Genomic DNA, 17,849 nt, shown 5'->3' on the forward strand with positions numbered 1-17,849 from the left:
CACTCCCCCCGCTTTGTGCACTCCCCCCGCTTTGTTCGTTCCTCACTGCGCGACCCCCTCTCCCTCTTTATCCACGTTCCGTGGGAGGAGAGGGGGTGAAGCCACCATACCCACCCCTCTGGCTCCCCTCCCTTCGCCCCAACGAAGTTGGGTTTCAGGCGAAGGGAGGGGCTGGGGGAGGGATGCCTCGGCGAGCGAGAAGCAACAGGTCGGGAGGAGTGCCAGTGGGGGACGAAGCTCTGGGAAGCACTGGGTAAGAGCGGCGAGCACGAGCGCGGGCGATACCGTGGGCCGTTGTGTGGTTGGCAGAAACAGCGCCGACACGGTGGGATCGGGGGCGAGGTAGATCACGCCAGGGCTCCACGGCAGCCAGTCGTGTGGGCCGAGGAGGGCGAGGAGTGTTTTCCCTCTAACCCCCCGTAGGTGCTTCGTCACACTCGCGTCCAGCCGTGCCAGGCGCTCGGAAAGCAAGGCGGCATCGGAGCCAAACGCTACCATGCCCACCGGGGCGAGCGGCGGCTCGCGGTTTTCCCACTCCAGCGCAAGGCTCACACGCGCACCCACTCGATGAGTTTCTGTCGGAGCTGTGCTAAGTCCGCAGGGAGCCTCTCCGGAGCGAAGCCCGCGTCTATCTCGCGCAGTGCCCCTTCAAGCCGCAGCTTCCAGGCTGCCAGTGCATCGGGGGTGTCGGGCGGCGCGGCCAGGAGCTTCTTTATCCCCCCTGAGAGGCGCTGTGCCCGCGCGAGGGGCCCAAGCGATGCTTCTTCGGCGGCGTGGGGGAGCGCAACGTTCTCTGTCTCGGCGAGTAGGGGCCTGAGTGCCTCGCGGGCGAGCGCTTGCTCGTCGCGCGTGGGCACGGCGTAGATCAGCGGCCAGAGATCGGCGGGGGTCGCCCTGGTGCGACCCGCCAGAGTAGCGGCAGCGGCGATCAGGCGCTGGGTGCGTACGGTGCGCCGGTCACTGAGTGTCACGCCTGCCTGACGGAGCGTGCGGAGCGCCTGAGCCAGTATCGGGCGAATACTTGCCAGCTCCACACAGGCGCACGCGGCGCTGAGGCTATCTAAGTCGGCGAGCGTGGCAAGGGGCTCCGGCGCAAGGCCTTGTCGGTTCCAGCCCTGCTCCAGTAAGTCCTCCAAAAGCGCATCGGCGACGGGGTCAAGAAAGAGACGTACCAGAAAACGGTCTGCAAACGCCGCCAGTGCACCCTCATCGGGCAGGGCGTTGGATGCTCCGATGCAGAGCCGGAGTGGCACCGCAAGCTGCCTGCTCCCACGCCGAAATGTCCGCTCGTTGAGGATGGCTAAGAGGGTGTTCAGAATCGCGGTGGAGCCTAGGAAAATCTCATCGAGAAACGCCAGCTCGGCCTCGGGTAGCATCCCGCTGGTCTCGGTCTCGACGACTCCGTCACGCAAGCGCCGTAGATCAATCGGGCCGAAAAGCTCACTGGGCTCGGTGAAGCGCCCTAAAAAATACTCGAAGTAGCTCCCGCCCAGTGTTTTTGCCATGCGCCGCGCTGCCTCAGACTTTGCCGTCCCGGGTGGCCCGATGAGCAGCAAGTGCTCTCCCGCCACCGCGCAAAGCGCAATCGAGACGCCGCCTCTGTCCGTGTTATCTCCATGGTTGACGGTATAATTCGCCGTGCGTATCATCATTGACCTTCCTCCCGAGCAAGCAATTCGCGTTCGGGCGACTCTGGGTGACGAAGAGGGGGCGCGGCGCTTGCTGCTGCGTCTGCTCAGCTCCGTGCTGGATGCCGCCGCTCCGGTTGCTCCAAACCCCTACCAAATTGACACACGGCTTGATATTCCCGCCGCCATGAGCCTTGCGGGCGACCCGATTCGCCTCCACTCTCACGACCAGCCTACCAGTATTTTTGAATCTGAGGAGGAGGAAGATGCGGCTGGAAATTCGACGTAATATCGTGTGAGCGGAGGCCGGTTGCATCTGCCTCTAAATTGGGGTAAACCATAGCCATGAGACGCTCTTTCGTATGGTTCCTTTTGCTCCTCTTGGCGGCAGGCTGTGGCGCGGGCGGCACGACGCTGGAGACCAAGGATTCGGGGCCTATCACGATCCGATCCACACCCACTCCTTTTAAAGGGGGAGGCGGCCCCCCTCCCCCTCCGTAGTGGCTACTATGGCCCTCACTAAACCCGTGCCCGCGCGAACCATTGGCTCGTTTCTAATCGAGCGGCAGCCGGAGCAGCTCACGGTGACACTCCAGCACCAGGGAAACTTTACCTGGAACGCACTGGGATTTTTTGCCTTCATGGCAAGTAGTGTCCTCGTGCTAGGGCTCATCGCGACACTCAAATCCGCGCAGTGGAATGTGGTTTCCTCCGCCGATTTTTTTACCCCTCAGAAAAATCACTTTGGCTTCCTCTGGCTGATCTCTACCCTGGGGCTGCTGATCGGGTTCCCCCTCTACCTGAAGCACGTCTACAAAGCCCCGATCACGTTTGTCTTCAATGCGCGCAACGGGACGATTTTTCGTAATGCCGAGCTCGTCACACGCTTTCGCCGCGTCGAGGGCATCAGGGTGCAGGAGCGCCACGATCCCGCCGGGCGCTATCTCTACGCCCTGAGCCTGCTCCACACCGACGGCCACGAGCAGGCGATCTACGAGGTCTACGATGAGCGCGAGGCCCTCACGCTCGCCAATGAGATCGCCACCTACGTCAAGCGCCCCGTGACGTTTAAGTAAGCTGTATGTGCTACTTAGTCTATCTCTCAACCACAAGTTGGGAAGACCTCGGTCAGCTTCCCTCCGCGCTCTATCACTTTCTACCGCTCTCAAACGAGGGTGATCCGGCCCTTGTCAAGCTGCTAGGCCATCCTAGGCAGTGGTTCCTTGAATGTCAGTACGGTGGATGTAGCTGCCATTTCAGGCATTTGTGTGAGGGAAACGATTGGGATTTCGCCCCTCCAGAAGAGTGGTGTCCGGAGGATGCGGATGATATCGAAGCGACAAAGGCTATCTACGATGTCCTTGTGGGAATGTTAGCTGACGGGCATAAAGTGGACCTTGTCGCTGTATGGGACGACGCTCAGCCAGAAGCGATCGCGGTACTTGATGTCTCTCTGAGTGAGGTAGATCGGGACTCATTTCGGTTCTTCGAGAACCACAAGTTCAACTTCTCCGAATAAACGGGCAGTGGGGCGGCTCCGGTTCGAGTCTACACCTTGCGGCAGAGCGTCAGGCCATCGCCGATGGGGAGCATCGAGACTTGAACGCGCGCGTCGGCGTGGATCTTCGCATTGAGGGCCCGCAGCGCCACGGTGTCCGCGTCTTGTGCCTCGTCGTCAATCACTTTTCCGCTCCAGAGCGTGTTGTCAATCCCGATCAGCCCACCAGGTCGCAGAAGCTGCAAGCCGCGCTCGTAGTAGGAGTCGTAGTTGTGCTTATCGGCGTCTATGAACATAAAATCGAAAGTCGCCGCCTGGCCGTCGGCTAAGAGCGCGTCGAGAGTGTCGGTAGCGGGGGCAATGCGCAGGTCTATCTTATGCGCCACCCCCGCCTTGGCCCAGAAGGGCTTGCCAATCGCCGTGTACTCATCGGAGACATCGCAGCAGATCAGCGTGCCGTTTTCCGGGAGCGCTTGCGCCGTGACCAGCGCGGAGTAGCCAGTGAAGGTTCCCACTTCCAAGCATTTCGTCGCGCCGGTGACTTTGATGAGCAGATCCATAAACTCACCCTGCTCGGTGCTAATCTGCATCCCCGAGTTGGGAAGGGCATTGGTGGCTTCTCGTAGGCCAAGGCGCACGGCATCGGGGCGTGTGCCGACAGCAAGTAGGTAGGTATGGAGCGCCTCTGGGAGGGCGAATGAAGTTCGTGACATGCGCGTATCTTTCCCGCTCAGGGAGGTTTTTTCCTGCATCGCGGTGAATACGCCCCCCATGTTTTCTCTTGACGCAGCGCTGCCAAAGCTGGCAGCCCAGTGTGATTCCTACGTGGCTCTCCAGCACCCCGACGGTGCGATTCACCGCGCCGACTGGGGCCTCGACGATCCGGGTGGGACGTGCTCGCTGGTGGCGCTTTGCCTCTACACGGGTCAGAATTTAGATGCAGCTGCCCGCGCTCTGGACTACCTGGAAGCCTATCAAAGACCCAGTGGCCTCACGGATCTGCGCGACTGCAACTTCGACTCCAGCCCCGATGCGGGATTTATCTTGCAAGCGATGTGCCCCGCCTACCCCCCGCCCCCCGTCCAACGGGGGAGTTCCCCCGCCGGGCGGGGGCTAGAGGGTAGAGTTGAAGCCTTCCTCCGTCGCATGGTCGTGGGAGCACTCACCGGAGGCTTTCACACGCCCAATCACCGCTGGGTCATGAGCGCTGGTCTCGCGCTGGCCGAGCAGTGTTTCCCGGATTTGTCCAAGCAGATCAAGCCCGTGATCGAGAGCTATCTCGCGGAGGGCTTCGACCTCAACGCCGACGGCGCGTGGATCGAGCGCAGTGCCGGGGTCTACGATGCGATCTGTGTTAAGTCGCTGCTGATTCTGGCCGAGTGCGGCTACGAAAAAGAAAACTGCCTGGCGGCGGTAGATCGTAATCTAGCGCTGAACCTGCACCTGTTCCATGCCGACGGCACCATCGAGACCGGGCTATCACGGCGGCAGGACCACGGTACACGCTCCGTGCCCTCCGCCTTGATTATTCCCTACCTCTGGGCGGGGACTCTCTTAAACGAGCCGCGCTTCTTGCAAGCCGCTGCATTTCTGAGTGTAAAGGCGCCCGCCGATGGCTACTCACTGGTACAGTTTTTAAGGAAGTTCGGGGAGCCTGAGCCGATTGATCCGAGGCTGCCAGAGAGCTATACGTGCCACTATCCCGTCTTGCAGGCCCATCGGATTCGGCGCGGGGCACTCAGCGCCACAGTCTTTGGGAGCACAGCGCGGCTGCTGCATCTGGTCGCCGGGCAGGTGGAGCTAGTGAGCGTGAAGATCAGCCAGTCGTACTTTGGGGTGGGGCGCTTCGTGGGGGACTCAATTCGGGAAGACGACGGCGCGGTGATTCTTCGCTCCGAGGGAAAGCTGTCACCCTATCGGCCTGGCTACGAGCTGCCTCTGGGGCGCCCGGTGCCACTGGAGCGCTACTCGGAGCTACGCGCAGAACGCACACTGCGCCGCGTGCCCTACTGTCTCAGTGAGCTGACGGTTCGCGAGATCGAGGGCGGCATCACCCTGCACTACAAAACACTCGATGGCATGGACCGTGTCCCGGCGCAAATCGCGCTGGACTTTGCCCCCGGCGGCATCTGGGAGACCGATGATACCGCCCTTCAGCCCCTCGCAGGGCAGGTGATCTTTTTGAAACGCGGCACGGGACGGATGCGCTATGGCCGTGATGTCATTGAGATCTCGCCGGGAGCCAGCGCCCACCAGATGTGGGCAATGCGCGATGCCGAGATCGCCCCCGGGCTCGTGCGGGTGCTTCTGACATTTCTAACACCGGTCGAGGCTAACGTAACCCTTAAAATTACCAGTTTATAGTCGCGGAAATAGGCAGATGTATTTGGGGGTCAGCTCTGGCTAGAAAATTGCGAATGTTTTTTTGATCGTATCCAACGATCTGGAGAAAAATCTAAATGAACATTCGAGCGGTCCTTTTGGCCATGGTTATTGGTCTTGCTGTCACTGTTCCTGCTTACGCGGGGAATGATCCCCAGCATCATGCTCCGAACTGTATTCCTGAACCTGCAACTCTGAGCCTGGCACTACTTGGCTTGCTTCCTCTTGCGCGTCGCCGCAAGAACTAAAACAGGGCACCGGAACTTTCCGCCGCACCGTGTTTGTAGAGAGAGTATGCAAGCTTCTCTACGAGACGGTGCGGCACTGCTCTTAGTGCTCTTTCTGAGCGGCTGTCGGTCTGCCACACTGCCCACACGCCTCCCACCGACTCCGGAGGGAATGGTGCTCATTTCTGCGGGGGAAGCCCTGATCGGAACGGATGATCCCGACACCGATGAGGAGCGCCGTCCCCAGCGCCGGGTTTTTCTTCCCACATTTTTTATTGATCGCGACGAAGTCACCAACGCCGAGTTTGCATGCTTCCGCCCCACGCACACATTCGATTCTGGCCAGGCAAAACTCCCTGCCACGGGCGTGACCTACGCCGATGCCGAAGCCTATGCGCACTGGGCGGGCAAGCGGCTCCCTACTGAGGATGAGTGGGAGAAAGCGGCGCGTGGCACGGATGGCCGTCGGTTTCCCTGGGGCGCTACCTGGGATAGGAATAAAGTGGCGGCCCGTGCGCCCAAACCGACGCTGAAACTAGCCTGTGGCAAGTACTCACGCGTGCGTCCGGTCGGCTCTGTGCCTGCGGGGGCGAGCCCCTACGGCTGCCGAGACATGGCGGGCAATGCCTGGGAGTGGGTGCAAGGCCACCCCTATGGTAACCCCGAGCAGCGCATTCTCAAAGGCGGCGCGGTGGGCTACGGCGAGCGCGGCTGCCGCACGTACGAGCGCGGGATCGAGGGCGCGAAAGCCACCTGAAATGACACCGGATTTCGCTGCGCGAGATCGTTGTAGTACAGTAGGGATATGTTCAAGCTACGTCTTTCTTTCAAGGCAGGCGATGGCTCTGTGACCAAGGCGCTGAAAGCCACGGATCTGGCGGGGGCAAAGAAGCTGGTCGGCAAAGACGGGGCGTTCGAGGGGACGGTCGTAAAAGTATTCTCGCCCAGCAGCAACGGCTTGGTGATCTTAAACTTCGATAAAAACTACGCCGATTTCCCGGACATACAGAGCCTCAAAGGCAAGCATGTACTGATCTCTGGCAAGTTTGACGACTTCAAAGGCAGCCCTGAGATCGTCCTTGCCAGGCCCGATCAGCTCAAGCTTGTCGTTGAGTAGGTCTAGCTAGCGATACGCAGCTCACTTCCACCGTACCAGTCCGCGCTATTTACCTCCACCTCACTGCCCAAAAGGGAGCGCTGGGCAGTGGGCTTGCGGCGGTCTCCGGCATACAGTGCTTGAAGTGTGATCTGCCGTCCCTGGTAGGCACGGCGTGTCTGGTTGTAGGTTGTGACATACTCGTAGCCGTTGGGAGCCAAGGCGAGCCTGCCGTGCTGGGTAAAAGGGGCGGCTTTTCCTGAAGTCAGATCTAGCAAAAGTGACTCCTGCCACATACCCGCCAGGGTATCGCCGCGCTCGCAGCCCAGGAGTGCCTGGTCGTGATTCCAGGGAACCGGCAGCGCTTTGCGCCAGCGTCCTGGCCCCTCCCGGCGGACAAGCGCCTCTGCGCCTTGCTCATAGATCACGCGGAAAGAGCGCCGTAGACGCCCCGTGGTCTCAAGCAGGTGCAGCAAGGGAGGGCGCTGGTAGCGATTTTCCGGGCGCTCCCGAGTGGCACAGAGCAGTGTCGCGTTGTCTAACCAGCCCATTGCCTCCAGCTCCGGAGGAAGCAGGACTGTTTTGTTCGTATCGTGGAGGATACGGTTGTCTAGGACACGGTACTTCCCACTTGGAGAGAGCAGCCCCACGGGGCGTTCCGTGAGGGCGATCTGCCGACCTGTACTTGCCTGGATGACATATTTTTTCCGTCCGATAGTCAGGATGACATCGTCTTCATCAAAATAGAATGAGGGCTTGTACTCCGAGGTCGTCTCCCAGAGCTTTTTGTCCTGAGCCCCATCCTGAGTGATCTGGTGCAGCTCAAGACGCACAGGATTGAGGCGCTCAAACGAGCGAACAAAGAGAATATGGTTGCCATCGCGTGACCAGCGTGGGGTGTAGTCCTCCGCATCGGCATGGGTGAGTGTCTGCTTGCCCGAGCCATCGGGATTGATCCGGTAGAGCTGAAAGTGGCTTTCTTGCTTGGGTGTGTAAAAGCGTGCGGAGACCACAATCGGGCGGTCCAAATTCCGGGGCTGTCGAAACATCGTTTTTTCCTCAAAAACAAAGTCCCTCACATCGCCAAAGCCACGTGAGGGAGAAAAGGCTAGATTAGGGAAACGTAGCGCAGGCGGCGCTCCCCACGCATGAGCCAGTAGCCGACGCGCTTGCCGTTTTTACGGCGGTAGCTGCGCCAGACATGCTGTTCCTTGCGCCGGTCTTCGTATTTCTTCCCCGCATAGGCGGCTGCAACCCCATAGAGGGCGGCATCTTTATGCTTGCCTTGCACGGCTTTCTGGAGGGCGACCGCTCCCAGGCCAACTCCTAGATTTCGCATCAGGTTCTTGTCTTCCTGACGTGTTGTCTGAGCCAGACCGGCTGTGGTGGGAAGCAGAGTCAGTAGGCTCAGAGTGCGTAGTATCATCTTCCGGTTCATGGGTTTATTCCTTTCCTAGCTTGCATCTAGTGAGCGTTGGCGCTACCCGTGGTACTGGAGGAGGCACTGCCACTTCCTGATCCTGAGGAGGACGTGCCGCCTGAGCCGCCTGCGCTCCCTCCTACACCGCCAACGAGGCTACCACTGGTGGAGTCACTACCGCTGGAGAGGCCGCCCGAGAGACCCGCCTCCGCAGAGATACTGCCTCCGCCGCTACAGCCTGAGAGGGCAAATAGCGTGGTACTCAAAACGGTCAAAGTGATGATGAAACGTCTGGTTTTCATGGGTTTATTCCTTTAGGTAAGTCAAGTGAAGGGGGTGGGGGAAGTGCTGTTAGCGCCTGGTGAGAGAGCGCTTGGAAAGCAGGGAATAGCTCCGAGCAAAAAGATCCGGGCGCGCCGTGAGCTTTGGAAGGACTTGACGTAAGTGAAATGCCCAGTCTTTTGCAAGTTGCATAGGAGTTGATCCGTGTGCGGATGCCTCTGAAACCCCAATAGGGACTATCAGTTGGCCATTGGCTGTGATTTTTGCACCGTAATTCCCCAATGGTTTTACTAGAATATCTTTTGATTTTAGATTGGGATTGTTTAAAATAAATCGTAGGCGATCATGCGAATCATTAACGCGAGTTTTTATGTCTTTATTTAAGTCTGAGTCAGATTTAAAGACAAAGAGAGTCTCACCTCCTAGTCCGACTAAACCTTGCTGTTGTGGAGAGGTTTGACTGGCGTTTGATTGTGCTGCTGATGTTGCCATTATTGTTATAACCATAGTCGCGAAGGTGATTTGTTGTGCTAAATGCTTTTTCATGTTTGTTGCCTTTCTTGCAAAACTTGTCTTTATAGACGAGCGGTGGTTTGTATTGGGTTCCGTGCAATATTTCATAGGATTTGTGTCTCAAAATTCACTGTCGAGATGCCAGCAGGTGCGGTAGTCTAAGGGAATGTGTGGCTTTATGAGGGCGGGTACAATCAGTGTCTATGACACGCACCACACGCTCGGCGCTGCTGCTTATTGGGGCGCTGACACTCTTTCGGCTTTTCTACGGGGCGCAGCTCGGCCTCGCCTGGGATGAGGCGTACTACTGGCAGTGGAGCCGTCACCTGGATCTGTCGTACTACGACCAGGGGCCGGGGATTGCGTACTGTATTAAGCTGGGGACACTGCTCGCGGGGCACACGCACCTTGGTGTTCGGCTGATGCCGATTGTCTTCGCGGCGCTGGGCTCGTGGCTGACGTTTCTGACGGCGCGGCGCTGGCTGGGTGAGGCAGTGGCCTGGTGGATGCTCGTGCTGCTCTCCCTCGCGCCGCTCTACGCCGCCGGGAGCCTGCTCGCCACCTACGACAGCCCTCTGGTGGTCTGCTGGGCGCTGGCACTCTGGCTACTGACCAAGGCGCTACAAGAAAACAAGCCCGCGCTCTGGTACGCCGTGGGCGTGAGCGTGGCGCTGGGAATCGCTTCAAAGCTGACCATGCTGATGCTCGCGCCCGGCGTTTTACTGTTCCTGGCGCTGGTGCCCGACTACCGTAAGTGGCTCCGTACGCCGCATCCGTATCTTGCATTTGGAATTGCCTTGCTGGGGATCTTGCCCTACGCGCTCTGGGATCGGCAGCACGAGCAGATGTTCTCGCTGCATATCCAGACACTCTCTCGCCGCCATACCGATGCCGCGTTTGGTCGCTGGTTCCTGGACTTTCTTGGAGGGCAGGCGCTCTTTGTGGGCCTTATCGCCTGGCTAGCCGAGCTCTGGTGCTTGGTGAAGCTGAAGGCAATTATCTGCGACGAGAAATCCCGCGCCTTTGTGCTGGCCTTCACCCTGCCACTCCTGGCCGTCTGCATCTGGACGTCGCTGCGCTCCAAGCTGGAGATCAACTGGCCCACGACCATGCACCTAGCGAGCTTGCTGCCCGTGGCGGTGCTCTTTGAGCGGCTCTGGCGCGACGGCAGAAAAGCGCTTCCGCTGGCAAGTATGGCTCTGAATGTCTTTCTCTGCCTGCTGGCGTTTTTTCCGGGCGCACCGGGCAAGCTCGGCCTGACGCTTCCTGCACAGCCCTTCACCAAGCTCAACGAGCCCTACGGCTGGCCCGAGCTGATGGCGCAGACGGCGGCGGCGGGCGAGACACTCAAGGCAGAAGGCCGCGAGGTGGCCTATGCCAGCGTCACCTATCGCGTGAACTCCGCGATGGCATTTTATCTGCCCGGCCAACCGCAGACCAACGGGCTGTACTTCAATGTCCGCTGGGATAACTACAGGCTCTGGACGGATCAAAAGGCGCTGATCGGAAAGAGCATTGTGTTGGTCAACGATGTGGACGATGAAAAAGAGAGCCTTCCGGTTGCCCGGAAATACTTTGCTTCTGTCGAGCCACTGAAGCCCATTCTGCTCACGCGCCCCGGCTACAATGGCCCCGTCAAGCAGTGGTACATCACGCTCTGCCGCGACTTCAAGGGCTACGACCCAAGCGCCCACAGGAAGGGCTACTAGAGGAGCTTAAGAAGTTTCTTGAGGCCCTCGGCGACAATGCTGGCGTTGAGCGCTGCACCGTCGGGGCTGGTGTGGGTGTGGTCGCCGAAGAAGAGCGCGGCCACTTTCTCTTCGCCTAGCACTTCGTAGCGATCCGCGATCAGGGTGTTCAGATCGAGAAAGTGGACTTTTTCTTGCGCTGCCGCCTCTTTGGCCCACTTACCGTAGTCGTTACCCGCCCGCCCCACCTTGCCGTCTTTCCAGATATTACGGGGAATGGGGGAGCAGACCACCGCAGTCGCGCCCTTGGCTTTAGCCTCCGTGATGTATTTTCGGAGATACCAGCCGTAGCTATGGACGATCTCCTCTTTGCCCGTGGCCTCCACGACTCCCATCTCGGTGTCGTCGCCGTTGCCTTTGAGTGAGGCGCGAGGGCGGGTGCCCTTGAACTTATCGCCACCGTCGTTGTGCCCGAACTGCATCACGACCGTATCGCCTTTTTTCAGCTCCTTGGCCACAGCGTCCCAGAGCCCCTCGGTCAGAAATGTCCGGCTGCTACGGCCTCCCAGCGCCTTATTTGTCACCTTGAGCGTACTGGCATCGAAAAGAGGCGGCAAGGCACTTCCCCAGCCCTGCTGTCCTTTTGTGTTGTTACGAACCGTCGAGTCCCCGATGAGCCAGAGGGTCGGCGGCTCAGCGGGGGCGATGGCGAGTCCCAACCCGGTCAGTAAGAGTTCACGACGGTTCAGCGTGGTGTTTTTAGTCCTGTTCATTGGTCCAGTAAGGGTATACCATGACTCCTACGGAGTTTGTACGGCGCGTGGCGAGCTGTCCGATCTTCATGGCTTTGGCATGGCCATCGCAGAAGATCTGGTTGGCGAACTCGCTATGCCGACCCAGCACCCAGAACTTTCGGCCCGCGCCGTCAGTGTAGCCAAAGACGGGGGGGAGGGCGCTCGGAGCAATGATCATCTGACGCAGGGTGGTGGTAACGGTGGTGGACAGCCCCGCGAGAACGGGCGCGGTTGTCCAGAGCTGGCCATTCACGTTGGGATTGGTCTCGGAGACAAAGATCGTGTCGGCAGGGGCTTCGATCTGTGCCATGCTGGCACGAAATGGGGCGCTGGCTCCGTTTGTGACAGGCACATGGTCGTACCAGGCATTGGCGGAGTAGCTCCCCCCGGGGGATCGTCCCGTGTTACAGGCAGGCGAGAGCGCCAAACGCTCGGGCTGGGTGCGCCAGATTTTGTTGGGGTCCGCATCGCTGGGACAGGTGAAGATTCCCGCGTTTTTGATGTAAGGGTAGAGGCCGTCTTGCCACTTGTGGTTGGCGTAGCAGTTCACACTGCCCGTTTGTGGATCGGCCATGTTGATGAGTGGGAGGGTCTCGTCGTAGTCCTGGACATACATAATCGTCGCGGTGCCGAGCTGCTTTGCATTGGAGAGGCACGCTGTCTGACGGGCTTTCTCACGGGCTTGGGCAAAGACGGGGAAGAGAATGGCGGCGAGAATGGCAATAATGGCGATAACCACTAAGAGTTCGATAAGCGTAAAGACACGGTTCTTCATAGATTTAAATACTCCTGTACGGTGAGTGCGTCGCGCGGCACAAACCGGTTGACGGCAGTATAATAGCATAGTATTCGTGATTTATCAACCGGTTTATCGGGAGAGCAATTATGGTCTTTTATTTTCAGGGGAAACGCCATGAGCTGACTCACGGCGATGCGTTCGAGATGGTGCGTGGCTTTGGATTCACGCGCCCGGAGCCGCCGAGCTTTGCGGTCGCTGTGCCCGAGGGAAACTACGATTTTGAGCTCAATCTCACCGGCCCTGGCGAGGTGAGTGTCAAGGCGGAGATGCGCCGCCTGGTGCTGGAGCCGACTAAGCTGGCGGCAGGTGAGAGCAAGACGGTTAAGTGCACGCTCAATGTGCGCACTCCGAAGCTTCCGAGCGGCGAGCTGGTGCGCCTCAAAAAAGACGAGATCGGGCACCTGGACTGGGATGAGCTTCTCAATCTGGAGTTTCTCTGCCCGCCGGGGTGCCTCAAGGAGCTATGTGTCACGCCCAATCCAAAAGCTCCCACGCTCTACGTCGCGGGAGATTCCACGGTGACCGATCAGAGCAAAGCCCCGTTTGCGGCCTGGGGACAGATGCTGCCACGCTTCTTTCAGCCCGGTATCGCCATTGCCAACCACGCCGAATCGGGTGAGTCGCTGAAAAGCTTTGTGGGCGAGCGGCGGCTCGCCAAGATCGAGAGTACGATCCGCAAAGGCGATTATCTCTTTATCCAGTTCACTCACAACGACCAGAAGCCCGGTGCCAGCTTCGTCGAGCCGTTCACTACCTACCAAGAGGAGCTGAGGCGCTTTATGGCCGTGGCACAGAAGGTGGGCGCAATTCCGGTGCTCGTTACTTCAATGTACCGCCGCCGATTTGATGCTGCTGGGAAACTTATCAATACACTGGGCGACTATCCCGAGGCGATGCGCCAGCTTGCCAAAGCGGAGAGTGTGGTGCTGATTGATCTGAACGCACACAGCAAGACACTCTTTGAGGCGCTCGGCCCTGAGCTCTCCAAACGTGCTTTTGTCCATACCGAGACGATCAAAGACGACACGCATTTCTCAAACTACGGAGCTTGGCTTTTAGCGCAGTGTGTGGTGGAGGCATTGCGGACGAGCACGCTTCCTCTCAAGCACCAGCTCGCCGCTGACATTCGGCCCTTCGACCCGGCGAAGCCGCCCGCTCCTGGGAGCTGGCGGCTTCCGGAAGCACCGTAGATTTACTGACAGGCGGAGTTTGTGACCGGAAGGGTTCCCGAGAGCGGCTGGAACCAACCGGTACCATTAGCCCCCAGAGGGCCATCGCACTTGGTCCAGATCACCCCGTTGAGGCTACGTGCCTGGTAGTTCTGGGGTGCCTTGAACCACTTGGAGTGTCCATCGGCGAAAGTGAAGTTGGCACCGGCACTGTGCCGGGTGCGGGCATTCATGTAGCCCGCGTTGTGCTGATCCGCACTGGTGCTGTAGCGGTTATCACGACCCTGGATCTCCGGGAGCGTGCCGATCGCCTCGCACATCATCACCAGGCTGGCGGGTGCCTCGACGGCGGCGAGGCTCTGGACACTTAGTCCTGCATTGAGTCCCTGATTGTTTCGGTTGGCCTCCATTAGGTGGCGGTTCACATTGTAGTTGAGCAGACCACGCGCGGCGGCTCCTCCGGCAAAGAAAGAATCCGGTGTGCCCGCGCCGTTATCCGGACAGACAAAGATGGATTTTTTCTGGTTCTTATTCGTCGTTCCCTGGACACCGCCTTTGATGTAGGGCTCGACCAAAAAGGGCCAGACAATATAATCGGCGGCATTTCCGCTAATTCCGCCATCGGAGAAAGGAAATGTCTCGTCGTAGTCCTGGATGTACATCATAAACGCCGTCCCGATCTGCTTCTGGTTGGAGAGGCAGGCGATTTGGCGGGCTTTGGCGCGTGCCTGAGCAAAGACCGGAAAGAGGATAGCGGCGAGAATCGCGATGATCGCGATCACGACAAGAAGCTCGATGAGCGTAAAGGCTCGATTTTTCATTGAATTTATTACCTTCATGGTAGTCTAAGATGATTTAGTGTTTTCTCTTTTTCCAAGTGGGATAGTCGTCTTTGAGAAGCTGGTTTCCCCGATTTGTGTACCAGGAATAGCCTGTGCGGCGCTCTTTCTCGATCTCTGCGAGGCTATTTTTCTTGATGCCATCGCGCCCACAGAAAAATGGCTTGCCGGTCTCTAAGTCGTAGAAACGGCCCCAGCAAGGATCGGCGCTGGGATCGCTGACGACCACTTTATCGTCACCTTGTTTCTCGATGCGGATGCCCGTGAGCTGGTTTGCTTTAAGCCAAGCGATACCGCCTTCGATGGCTGCCGCAACCGGTGGTGTGGGTTTCTCGCCCATCAGAAAGCGCAGAACATCTACTGATTCGCTACCCGAGAGACTGGGAAGCTCATAGGCGCGGGCCTTAGCAGGAGCGAAGCTCACTTCATCGTGCTGAGCGCACCAGAGTGTTTTCTTGCCCTGAAGCACGACCTGGCACTTGAGGATACAGGCGACGCCTTTTGTGACGGCTGTCGCACATTTTTGTTGCTGTGCCGCGTCCACAAAGGCATAGTCTGGCTTGCCCTGCGCGATCTCGCGGAGCACGGTGAGAACACGAGCCATGGCATCATCGTTGAAGGTGATGTGCGTATAGTAGCCTTTTTTAAGCGGCCAGAACTGCGGCCAGCCGCCGTTGGGGTACTGGGCCGCGAGCAGATACTCTATCGCCTTGAGCGCCGCTGCCCGGCACTCCGGCGTTCCGACGCGTGCCAGAAACGTGAGCTGCGTAGTGGTGGCCCCGTTGTCAATAGTTGTCTCTTTGGGCGGTGTTTTGGGAGGCTTGACCATATCTAGGTTCTTCTCCCAGCCACCATTGGAATGCTGGTAGAGCAAGACATTGGCCGCTATTTTCTGCGCCTCAGGGCTCTTGTACCAGGCGGTGGGCTGCGCCAGGATAGTTTTCCAAGTGACATTCTGACGGAACATTTATACGCGCTCCTTGGGTGGGGTAACACTCTCGCGTTTGACAAGAACGCTCTCGATGGGAATGCGCGCGGGCGGGGCGTTGGTGCCCTGGAGCCGCTCCCGAAGCTGCGCTACTACCGCCTCTGCAATGGTATCGGTGGGCTGTGTGAGCGTGGTCAGGGGAACGGGACAGTAGGCGGCGATAGGCTGGTTATCATGCCCGATCAGGCTCAGGTCGTCGGGGAGGCGCATTCCCGCACGGGTGAGCTCGGTCATGAGAGCCATGGCCATGTAGTCATTGACAATCGCCAGAGCCGTGGGACGATCTTCCAGCGCGAGGAACTGTTTCGCCAGCTCCGCGCCGCCGCGCTCGTAGGTGCTGGTGTGAAAGAACCACTGGGACTGGAAGGGCACCCCAAACTCAGCCAGTGCTTTCTGGAAGCCTCGCAGCCGATGCACCTGGGGGTCGGTGGGGCTGTGGGGCTCGCGTAGGTGGGACATTCCCAGCCCCAGCTTCCGATGGCCCGCCTCAAGCAGATGCTTTGCAGCGCGGTAGGCATTCTCCTCGCGGTCAAAGACAATCTGATCCCATTCGTAGGGAACTTCGGTGTCGTAGCTAACCACGATTCCGCCACGCGCCTGGTAGGCATCAAGTTCTTGCAAGATCGCATCGGGGAGCCGCTGCACGGCGCAGACAATCGCACGGGGTCGCTGACGGCACAGACCGCGCACCTGAGCCGCTTGCCGCTCGCTATTTTCTTTCGAGGCGCTGTGAGAGTGCCAGGTGTAGAGCGGCACTTCAAAGCCATGGGCGCTGAGCTCTTGCTGGATCAGCAGAATTTTCTCCGTCGCAATGCCCACATCGAGCACGCCACTAAGAATCTGCACGGTGGCTGTCTCGGTGCCGCGTGCCAGCCGCTGTGCTAAGACATTGGGTTCGTAGCCCAGCTCGTGGGCTACTTGGGTCACCCGGCGACGGGTCTCTGCCGAGATTGTCCCTTTGCCGGAGAGTGCTAGAGAGACCGTGGACTTGTGCATGCCCAGCGCCCCCGCGACGTCCTTGAGTGTGGTTGGTTTCCTCATAGTTTTCCTGTGCCTTCTAGAATACCACAATATAAACCGGTTTTCTATTTTAGAGTTGGCATCTCTTACCAGAACATCGTAAAATAATCCTCACCTGCCTGGGTGGCGAAATGGTAGACGCAGCAGACTTAAAATCTGCGGTCCGTAAGGGCGTGCGGGTTCGAATCCCGCCTCGGGCATAGGATATTCATGGTGCATCGCGCATTTACTTTGATCGAGCTTCTCGTGGTCATCGCGATCATCGCCATTTTGGCCGCCATTCTCTTCCCGGTTTTCTCGCAAGCCCGCGAGAAAGCCCGTCAGACTGCCTGTGTCTCGAACCTGCGTCAGCTTGGCCTTGGCTTTGCGATGTACACGCAGGACTACGACGAGCGCCTGCCCGACCGGCGCGACTTGAAAAACTCTCTGGGCTACAAGCCGTGGGGAGCGGCGTGGCCCACCAGTGATCCCCGTGCGGGCTGGGTTGCGCCTGTGCTCGATCCCTACCTCAAGAATCGGGAAATTCTGAGCTGTCCGAGTGTCGCCGGGAAGATGGCGGGGGTCACTCAAGTGGAGCAAAACGGGGCGCGCTACTGGCTCTGGCGCTTCGACCGCCCGGATAATCCCACCCCCCTCGACAACTTCTGGGGCAAGACTCCTGAGCAGGCCGTAGACGAGCTACGCCAGGCCAACAACCCGCAGGCCGGACTCCCCGATAGTGTTGCGGATGCCGAGCTCGCGGTGGATCCGTACTTCCCGAAGACCATCGCCACCGTTCCCGCCGCACTCAAAGGCCGCGCTGTGCACATGGGCGGACGCAATCGGCTGTTTTTAGACGGCCACGCCAAGTGGCTGCGCGACGTGCGGACGGAGTAGTCTCCCCCACGACAGCGCTGTGTCTCCCAAAGAAAGAAAGCGAGAAGCAAAATGAGCGATGAGTCCCGGCGCAAGAAGCCTCTCGTGCTCCACAGCAAGACCGAGATCTTCTCCCCGCCCCATAAGCACCTGATGGGTAAGCAGGTCTTCTTCACTCTGCCGCGCGGCTGGGCCGCTGAGGATGGCTTGTACGACAGTAAGGAATCGATTCGTGCCTATGGATCAGCAGAGGGATGGATCAAGCATTGGCCCAAGATCGGGATTAATTGGGAAATCTCTAGGCACGGGGTGAGCTTTGAGCTTGATATAACCTTGGAAGGTCGTGGCCGTAACTGGCCTCGCTATGGCGCTGTGGATATTCAGGCACACCAAGGACTCAAAGGTTTTGGTGCAGTGCCAGGGTTTGTTCTCAATAGTACAGACCCTACTTGGTACTACTACATCCTCCGTATTCCCGACCACCTCTGTCCCAACCCGAAGATGGAAATTTTTTGCTACGTGCAATACTTAAAAAAGCACAGGACTCAGGTGTGGCCTCTGCTCGATACCCTTGTGCGTTCTTGTCGGATCAAGTAACCCATCCTCCCTGCCTTTCCAACCCACCCGCCTACTCGCACCGCTCGCATCCAC

Annotated in this window: 24 protein-coding genes and 1 tRNA gene; 13 read left to right on the plus strand and 12 right to left on the minus strand. The window is 58.9% G+C overall.

Annotated features, from left to right (window positions below; genetic code table 11):
* Positions 1–42: 42 nt before the first annotated feature.
* Complete coding sequence (locus ACH2ED_RS13450; RefSeq protein WP_395091915.1) at positions 43–564, minus strand: hypothetical protein; 522 nt, start codon at positions 562–564, stop codon at positions 43–45.
* Positions 549–1,676 (minus strand): AAA family ATPase, encoded by a 1,128-nt coding sequence (locus ACH2ED_RS13455; protein ID WP_395092054.1) that lies wholly within the window; start codon positions 1,674–1,676, stop codon positions 549–551. The genes ACH2ED_RS13450 and ACH2ED_RS13455 overlap by 16 nt, the downstream gene beginning before the upstream one ends.
* Here ACH2ED_RS13455 and ACH2ED_RS13460 point away from each other — a divergent pair.
* The 4 genes from ACH2ED_RS13460 (at position 1,639) to ACH2ED_RS13475 (ending at position 3,147) form a co-directional block, all read left to right on the plus strand.
* A complete protein-coding gene (locus tag ACH2ED_RS13460; protein WP_395091918.1) occupies positions 1,639–1,917 on the plus strand; it encodes a hypothetical protein in 279 nt (92 codons plus the stop codon). The two genes, ACH2ED_RS13455 and ACH2ED_RS13460, sit on opposite strands and share 38 nt — an antisense overlap.
* 56 nt (positions 1,918–1,973) lie before the next feature.
* Positions 1,974–2,129 carry a hypothetical protein gene (locus ACH2ED_RS13465; protein ID WP_395091920.1) on the plus strand — a complete coding sequence of 52 codons (156 nt, stop codon included), beginning with the start codon at positions 1,974–1,976 and terminating at the stop codon, positions 2,127–2,129.
* Between the two features lie 8 nt (positions 2,130–2,137).
* Complete coding sequence (locus ACH2ED_RS13470; RefSeq protein WP_395091922.1) at positions 2,138–2,704, plus strand: hypothetical protein; 567 nt, start codon at positions 2,138–2,140, stop codon at positions 2,702–2,704.
* A gap of 287 nt (positions 2,705–2,991) precedes the next feature.
* The gene (locus ACH2ED_RS13475; RefSeq protein WP_395091925.1) at positions 2,992–3,147 is read left to right on the plus strand and encodes a hypothetical protein; all 156 of its coding nucleotides are present in this window, start codon (positions 2,992–2,994) and stop codon (positions 3,145–3,147) included.
* 29 nt (positions 3,148–3,176) lie between these two features.
* On the opposite strand, the gene ACH2ED_RS13480 is transcribed toward ACH2ED_RS13475, so the two are convergent.
* On the minus strand, positions 3,177–3,839 hold the full coding sequence (locus tag ACH2ED_RS13480; protein ID WP_395091927.1) for a class I SAM-dependent methyltransferase: 663 nt from the start codon (positions 3,837–3,839) through the stop codon (positions 3,177–3,179).
* A gap of 58 nt (positions 3,840–3,897) precedes the next feature.
* Between ACH2ED_RS13480 and ACH2ED_RS13485 the strand changes: the two genes are divergently transcribed.
* The 4 genes from ACH2ED_RS13485 to ACH2ED_RS13500 all read left to right on the plus strand — a co-directional run bounded on the left by ACH2ED_RS13485 (position 3,898) and on the right by ACH2ED_RS13500 (position 6,852).
* Positions 3,898–5,490 carry a hypothetical protein gene (locus tag ACH2ED_RS13485; RefSeq protein ID WP_395091930.1) on the plus strand — a complete coding sequence of 531 codons (1,593 nt, stop codon included), beginning with the start codon at positions 3,898–3,900 and terminating at the stop codon, positions 5,488–5,490.
* 95 nt (positions 5,491–5,585) lie between these two features.
* Positions 5,586–5,756: an MYXO-CTERM sorting domain-containing protein gene (locus ACH2ED_RS13490; protein WP_395091933.1), complete on the plus strand. Its 171-nt coding sequence runs from the start codon at positions 5,586–5,588 to the stop codon at positions 5,754–5,756.
* Positions 5,757–5,802: 46 nt separating this feature from the next.
* Positions 5,803–6,492, plus strand: coding sequence for a formylglycine-generating enzyme family protein (locus ACH2ED_RS13495; RefSeq protein ID WP_395091935.1), 690 nt, complete (start codon positions 5,803–5,805; stop codon positions 6,490–6,492).
* 48 nt (positions 6,493–6,540) lie between these two features.
* Complete coding sequence (locus ACH2ED_RS13500) at positions 6,541–6,852, plus strand: hypothetical protein (protein ID WP_395091938.1); 312 nt, start codon at positions 6,541–6,543, stop codon at positions 6,850–6,852.
* Positions 6,853–6,854: 2 nt separating this feature from the next.
* Here the strand turns inward: ACH2ED_RS13500 and ACH2ED_RS13505 are convergent, their stop codons facing one another.
* Genes ACH2ED_RS13505 through ACH2ED_RS13520 form a run of 4 tightly spaced genes read right to left on the minus strand, consistent with a single transcriptional unit; the run spans position 6,855 to position 9,079 of the window.
* On the minus strand, positions 6,855–7,880 hold the full coding sequence (locus ACH2ED_RS13505) for a TolB family protein (RefSeq protein ID WP_395091940.1): 1,026 nt from the start codon (positions 7,878–7,880) through the stop codon (positions 6,855–6,857).
* Positions 7,881–7,939: 59 nt separating this feature from the next.
* The gene (locus tag ACH2ED_RS13510; protein ID WP_395091943.1) at positions 7,940–8,269 is read right to left on the minus strand and encodes a hypothetical protein; all 330 of its coding nucleotides are present in this window, start codon (positions 8,267–8,269) and stop codon (positions 7,940–7,942) included.
* Between the two features lie 26 nt (positions 8,270–8,295).
* Positions 8,296–8,553 carry a hypothetical protein gene (locus tag ACH2ED_RS13515; RefSeq protein WP_395091946.1) on the minus strand — a complete coding sequence of 86 codons (258 nt, stop codon included), beginning with the start codon at positions 8,551–8,553 and terminating at the stop codon, positions 8,296–8,298.
* Between the two features lie 49 nt (positions 8,554–8,602).
* Entirely contained in the window at positions 8,603–9,079 is a 477-nt protein-coding gene (locus tag ACH2ED_RS13520; protein WP_395091949.1) for a hypothetical protein, read from the minus strand.
* Positions 9,080–9,249: 170 nt separating this feature from the next.
* Here ACH2ED_RS13520 and ACH2ED_RS13525 point away from each other — a divergent pair, with 170 nt between their 5' ends.
* Complete coding sequence (locus tag ACH2ED_RS13525; protein WP_395091951.1) at positions 9,250–10,755, plus strand: ArnT family glycosyltransferase; 1,506 nt, start codon at positions 9,250–9,252, stop codon at positions 10,753–10,755.
* Here ACH2ED_RS13525 and ACH2ED_RS13530 read toward each other — a convergent pair.
* Positions 10,752–11,507, minus strand: a complete 756-nt coding sequence (locus ACH2ED_RS13530) for a rhamnogalacturonan acetylesterase (protein WP_395091954.1) — start codon at positions 11,505–11,507, stop codon at positions 10,752–10,754. The two genes, ACH2ED_RS13525 and ACH2ED_RS13530, sit on opposite strands and share 4 nt — an antisense overlap.
* Positions 11,494–12,303 carry a DUF1559 domain-containing protein gene (locus ACH2ED_RS13535; protein WP_395091957.1) on the minus strand — a complete coding sequence of 270 codons (810 nt, stop codon included), beginning with the start codon at positions 12,301–12,303 and terminating at the stop codon, positions 11,494–11,496. The genes ACH2ED_RS13530 and ACH2ED_RS13535 overlap by 14 nt, the downstream gene beginning before the upstream one ends.
* A gap of 110 nt (positions 12,304–12,413) precedes the next feature.
* On the opposite strand from ACH2ED_RS13535, the gene ACH2ED_RS13540 reads away from it, so the two are divergent.
* Entirely contained in the window at positions 12,414–13,517 is a 1,104-nt protein-coding gene (locus tag ACH2ED_RS13540) for a rhamnogalacturonan acetylesterase (RefSeq protein WP_395091960.1), read from the plus strand.
* A gap of 2 nt (positions 13,518–13,519) precedes the next feature.
* Here ACH2ED_RS13540 and ACH2ED_RS13545 read toward each other — a convergent pair whose 3' ends face one another.
* The 3 genes from ACH2ED_RS13545 to ACH2ED_RS13555 are packed head-to-tail and all read right to left on the minus strand — an operon-like array spanning position 13,520 to position 16,364.
* A complete protein-coding gene (locus ACH2ED_RS13545) occupies positions 13,520–14,317 on the minus strand; it encodes a DUF1559 domain-containing protein (protein ID WP_395091962.1) in 798 nt (265 codons plus the stop codon).
* 34 nt (positions 14,318–14,351) lie between these two features.
* Positions 14,352–15,302, minus strand: a complete 951-nt coding sequence (gene pelA / locus ACH2ED_RS13550; RefSeq protein WP_395091964.1) for a pectate lyase — start codon at positions 15,300–15,302, stop codon at positions 14,352–14,354.
* Positions 15,303–16,364: a LacI family DNA-binding transcriptional regulator gene (locus ACH2ED_RS13555; RefSeq protein ID WP_395091966.1), complete on the minus strand. Its 1,062-nt coding sequence runs from the start codon at positions 16,362–16,364 to the stop codon at positions 15,303–15,305.
* Between the two features lie 96 nt (positions 16,365–16,460).
* On the opposite strand from ACH2ED_RS13555, the gene ACH2ED_RS13560 reads away from it, so the two are divergent.
* The 3 genes from ACH2ED_RS13560 (at position 16,461) to ACH2ED_RS13570 (ending at position 17,795) form a co-directional block, all read left to right on the plus strand.
* A tRNA-Leu gene (locus ACH2ED_RS13560) sits at positions 16,461–16,543 on the plus strand.
* A 10-nt stretch (positions 16,544–16,553) separates the two neighbouring features.
* Entirely contained in the window at positions 16,554–17,219 is a 666-nt protein-coding gene (locus ACH2ED_RS13565; protein ID WP_395091968.1) for a type II secretion system protein, read from the plus strand.
* A 51-nt stretch (positions 17,220–17,270) separates the two neighbouring features.
* Positions 17,271–17,795: a hypothetical protein gene (locus tag ACH2ED_RS13570; RefSeq protein WP_395091971.1), complete on the plus strand. Its 525-nt coding sequence runs from the start codon at positions 17,271–17,273 to the stop codon at positions 17,793–17,795.
* The last annotated feature ends 54 nt before the right edge of the window (positions 17,796–17,849 follow it).

Source organism: Armatimonas sp. (assembly GCF_043757465.1).
In the GTDB taxonomy this organism is placed as follows: domain Bacteria; phylum Armatimonadota; class Armatimonadia; order Armatimonadales; family Armatimonadaceae; genus Armatimonas.

What these genes read in the sequence shown, in the direction of transcription:
- ACH2ED_RS13465 (WP_395091920.1), top strand. Translation starts at nt 1,974, where the DNA reads ATGAGACGCTCTTTCGTATGGTTCCTTTTGCTCCTCTTGGCGGCAGGC.
- ACH2ED_RS13470 (WP_395091922.1), top strand. Translation starts at nt 2,138, where the DNA reads ATGGCCCTCACTAAACCCGTGCCCGCGCGAACCATTGGCTCGTTTCTA.
- ACH2ED_RS13480 (WP_395091927.1), bottom strand. Translation starts at nt 3,839, where the DNA reads ATGTCACGAACTTCATTCGCCCTCCCAGAGGCGCTCCATACCTACCTA.
- ACH2ED_RS13485 (WP_395091930.1), top strand. Translation starts at nt 3,898, where the DNA reads ATGTTTTCTCTTGACGCAGCGCTGCCAAAGCTGGCAGCCCAGTGTGAT.
- ACH2ED_RS13490 (WP_395091933.1), top strand. Translation starts at nt 5,586, where the DNA reads ATGAACATTCGAGCGGTCCTTTTGGCCATGGTTATTGGTCTTGCTGTC.
- ACH2ED_RS13495 (WP_395091935.1), top strand. Translation starts at nt 5,803, where the DNA reads ATGCAAGCTTCTCTACGAGACGGTGCGGCACTGCTCTTAGTGCTCTTT.
- ACH2ED_RS13500 (WP_395091938.1), top strand. Translation starts at nt 6,541, where the DNA reads ATGTTCAAGCTACGTCTTTCTTTCAAGGCAGGCGATGGCTCTGTGACC.
- ACH2ED_RS13505 (WP_395091940.1), bottom strand. Translation starts at nt 7,880, where the DNA reads ATGTTTCGACAGCCCCGGAATTTGGACCGCCCGATTGTGGTCTCCGCA.
- ACH2ED_RS13510 (WP_395091943.1), bottom strand. Translation starts at nt 8,269, where the DNA reads ATGAACCGGAAGATGATACTACGCACTCTGAGCCTACTGACTCTGCTT.
- ACH2ED_RS13515 (WP_395091946.1), bottom strand. Translation starts at nt 8,553, where the DNA reads ATGAAAACCAGACGTTTCATCATCACTTTGACCGTTTTGAGTACCACG.
- ACH2ED_RS13520 (WP_395091949.1), bottom strand. Translation starts at nt 9,079, where the DNA reads ATGAAAAAGCATTTAGCACAACAAATCACCTTCGCGACTATGGTTATA.
- ACH2ED_RS13525 (WP_395091951.1), top strand. Translation starts at nt 9,250, where the DNA reads ATGACACGCACCACACGCTCGGCGCTGCTGCTTATTGGGGCGCTGACA.
- ACH2ED_RS13530 (WP_395091954.1), bottom strand. Translation starts at nt 11,507, where the DNA reads ATGAACAGGACTAAAAACACCACGCTGAACCGTCGTGAACTCTTACTG.
- ACH2ED_RS13535 (WP_395091957.1), bottom strand. Translation starts at nt 12,303, where the DNA reads ATGAAGAACCGTGTCTTTACGCTTATCGAACTCTTAGTGGTTATCGCC.
- ACH2ED_RS13540 (WP_395091960.1), top strand. Translation starts at nt 12,414, where the DNA reads ATGGTCTTTTATTTTCAGGGGAAACGCCATGAGCTGACTCACGGCGAT.
- ACH2ED_RS13545 (WP_395091962.1), bottom strand. Translation starts at nt 14,317, where the DNA reads ATGAAAAATCGAGCCTTTACGCTCATCGAGCTTCTTGTCGTGATCGCG.
- pelA (WP_395091964.1), bottom strand. Translation starts at nt 15,302, where the DNA reads ATGTTCCGTCAGAATGTCACTTGGAAAACTATCCTGGCGCAGCCCACC.
- ACH2ED_RS13555 (WP_395091966.1), bottom strand. Translation starts at nt 16,364, where the DNA reads ATGAGGAAACCAACCACACTCAAGGACGTCGCGGGGGCGCTGGGCATG.
- ACH2ED_RS13565 (WP_395091968.1), top strand. Translation starts at nt 16,554, where the DNA reads ATGGTGCATCGCGCATTTACTTTGATCGAGCTTCTCGTGGTCATCGCG.
- ACH2ED_RS13570 (WP_395091971.1), top strand. Translation starts at nt 17,271, where the DNA reads ATGAGCGATGAGTCCCGGCGCAAGAAGCCTCTCGTGCTCCACAGCAAG.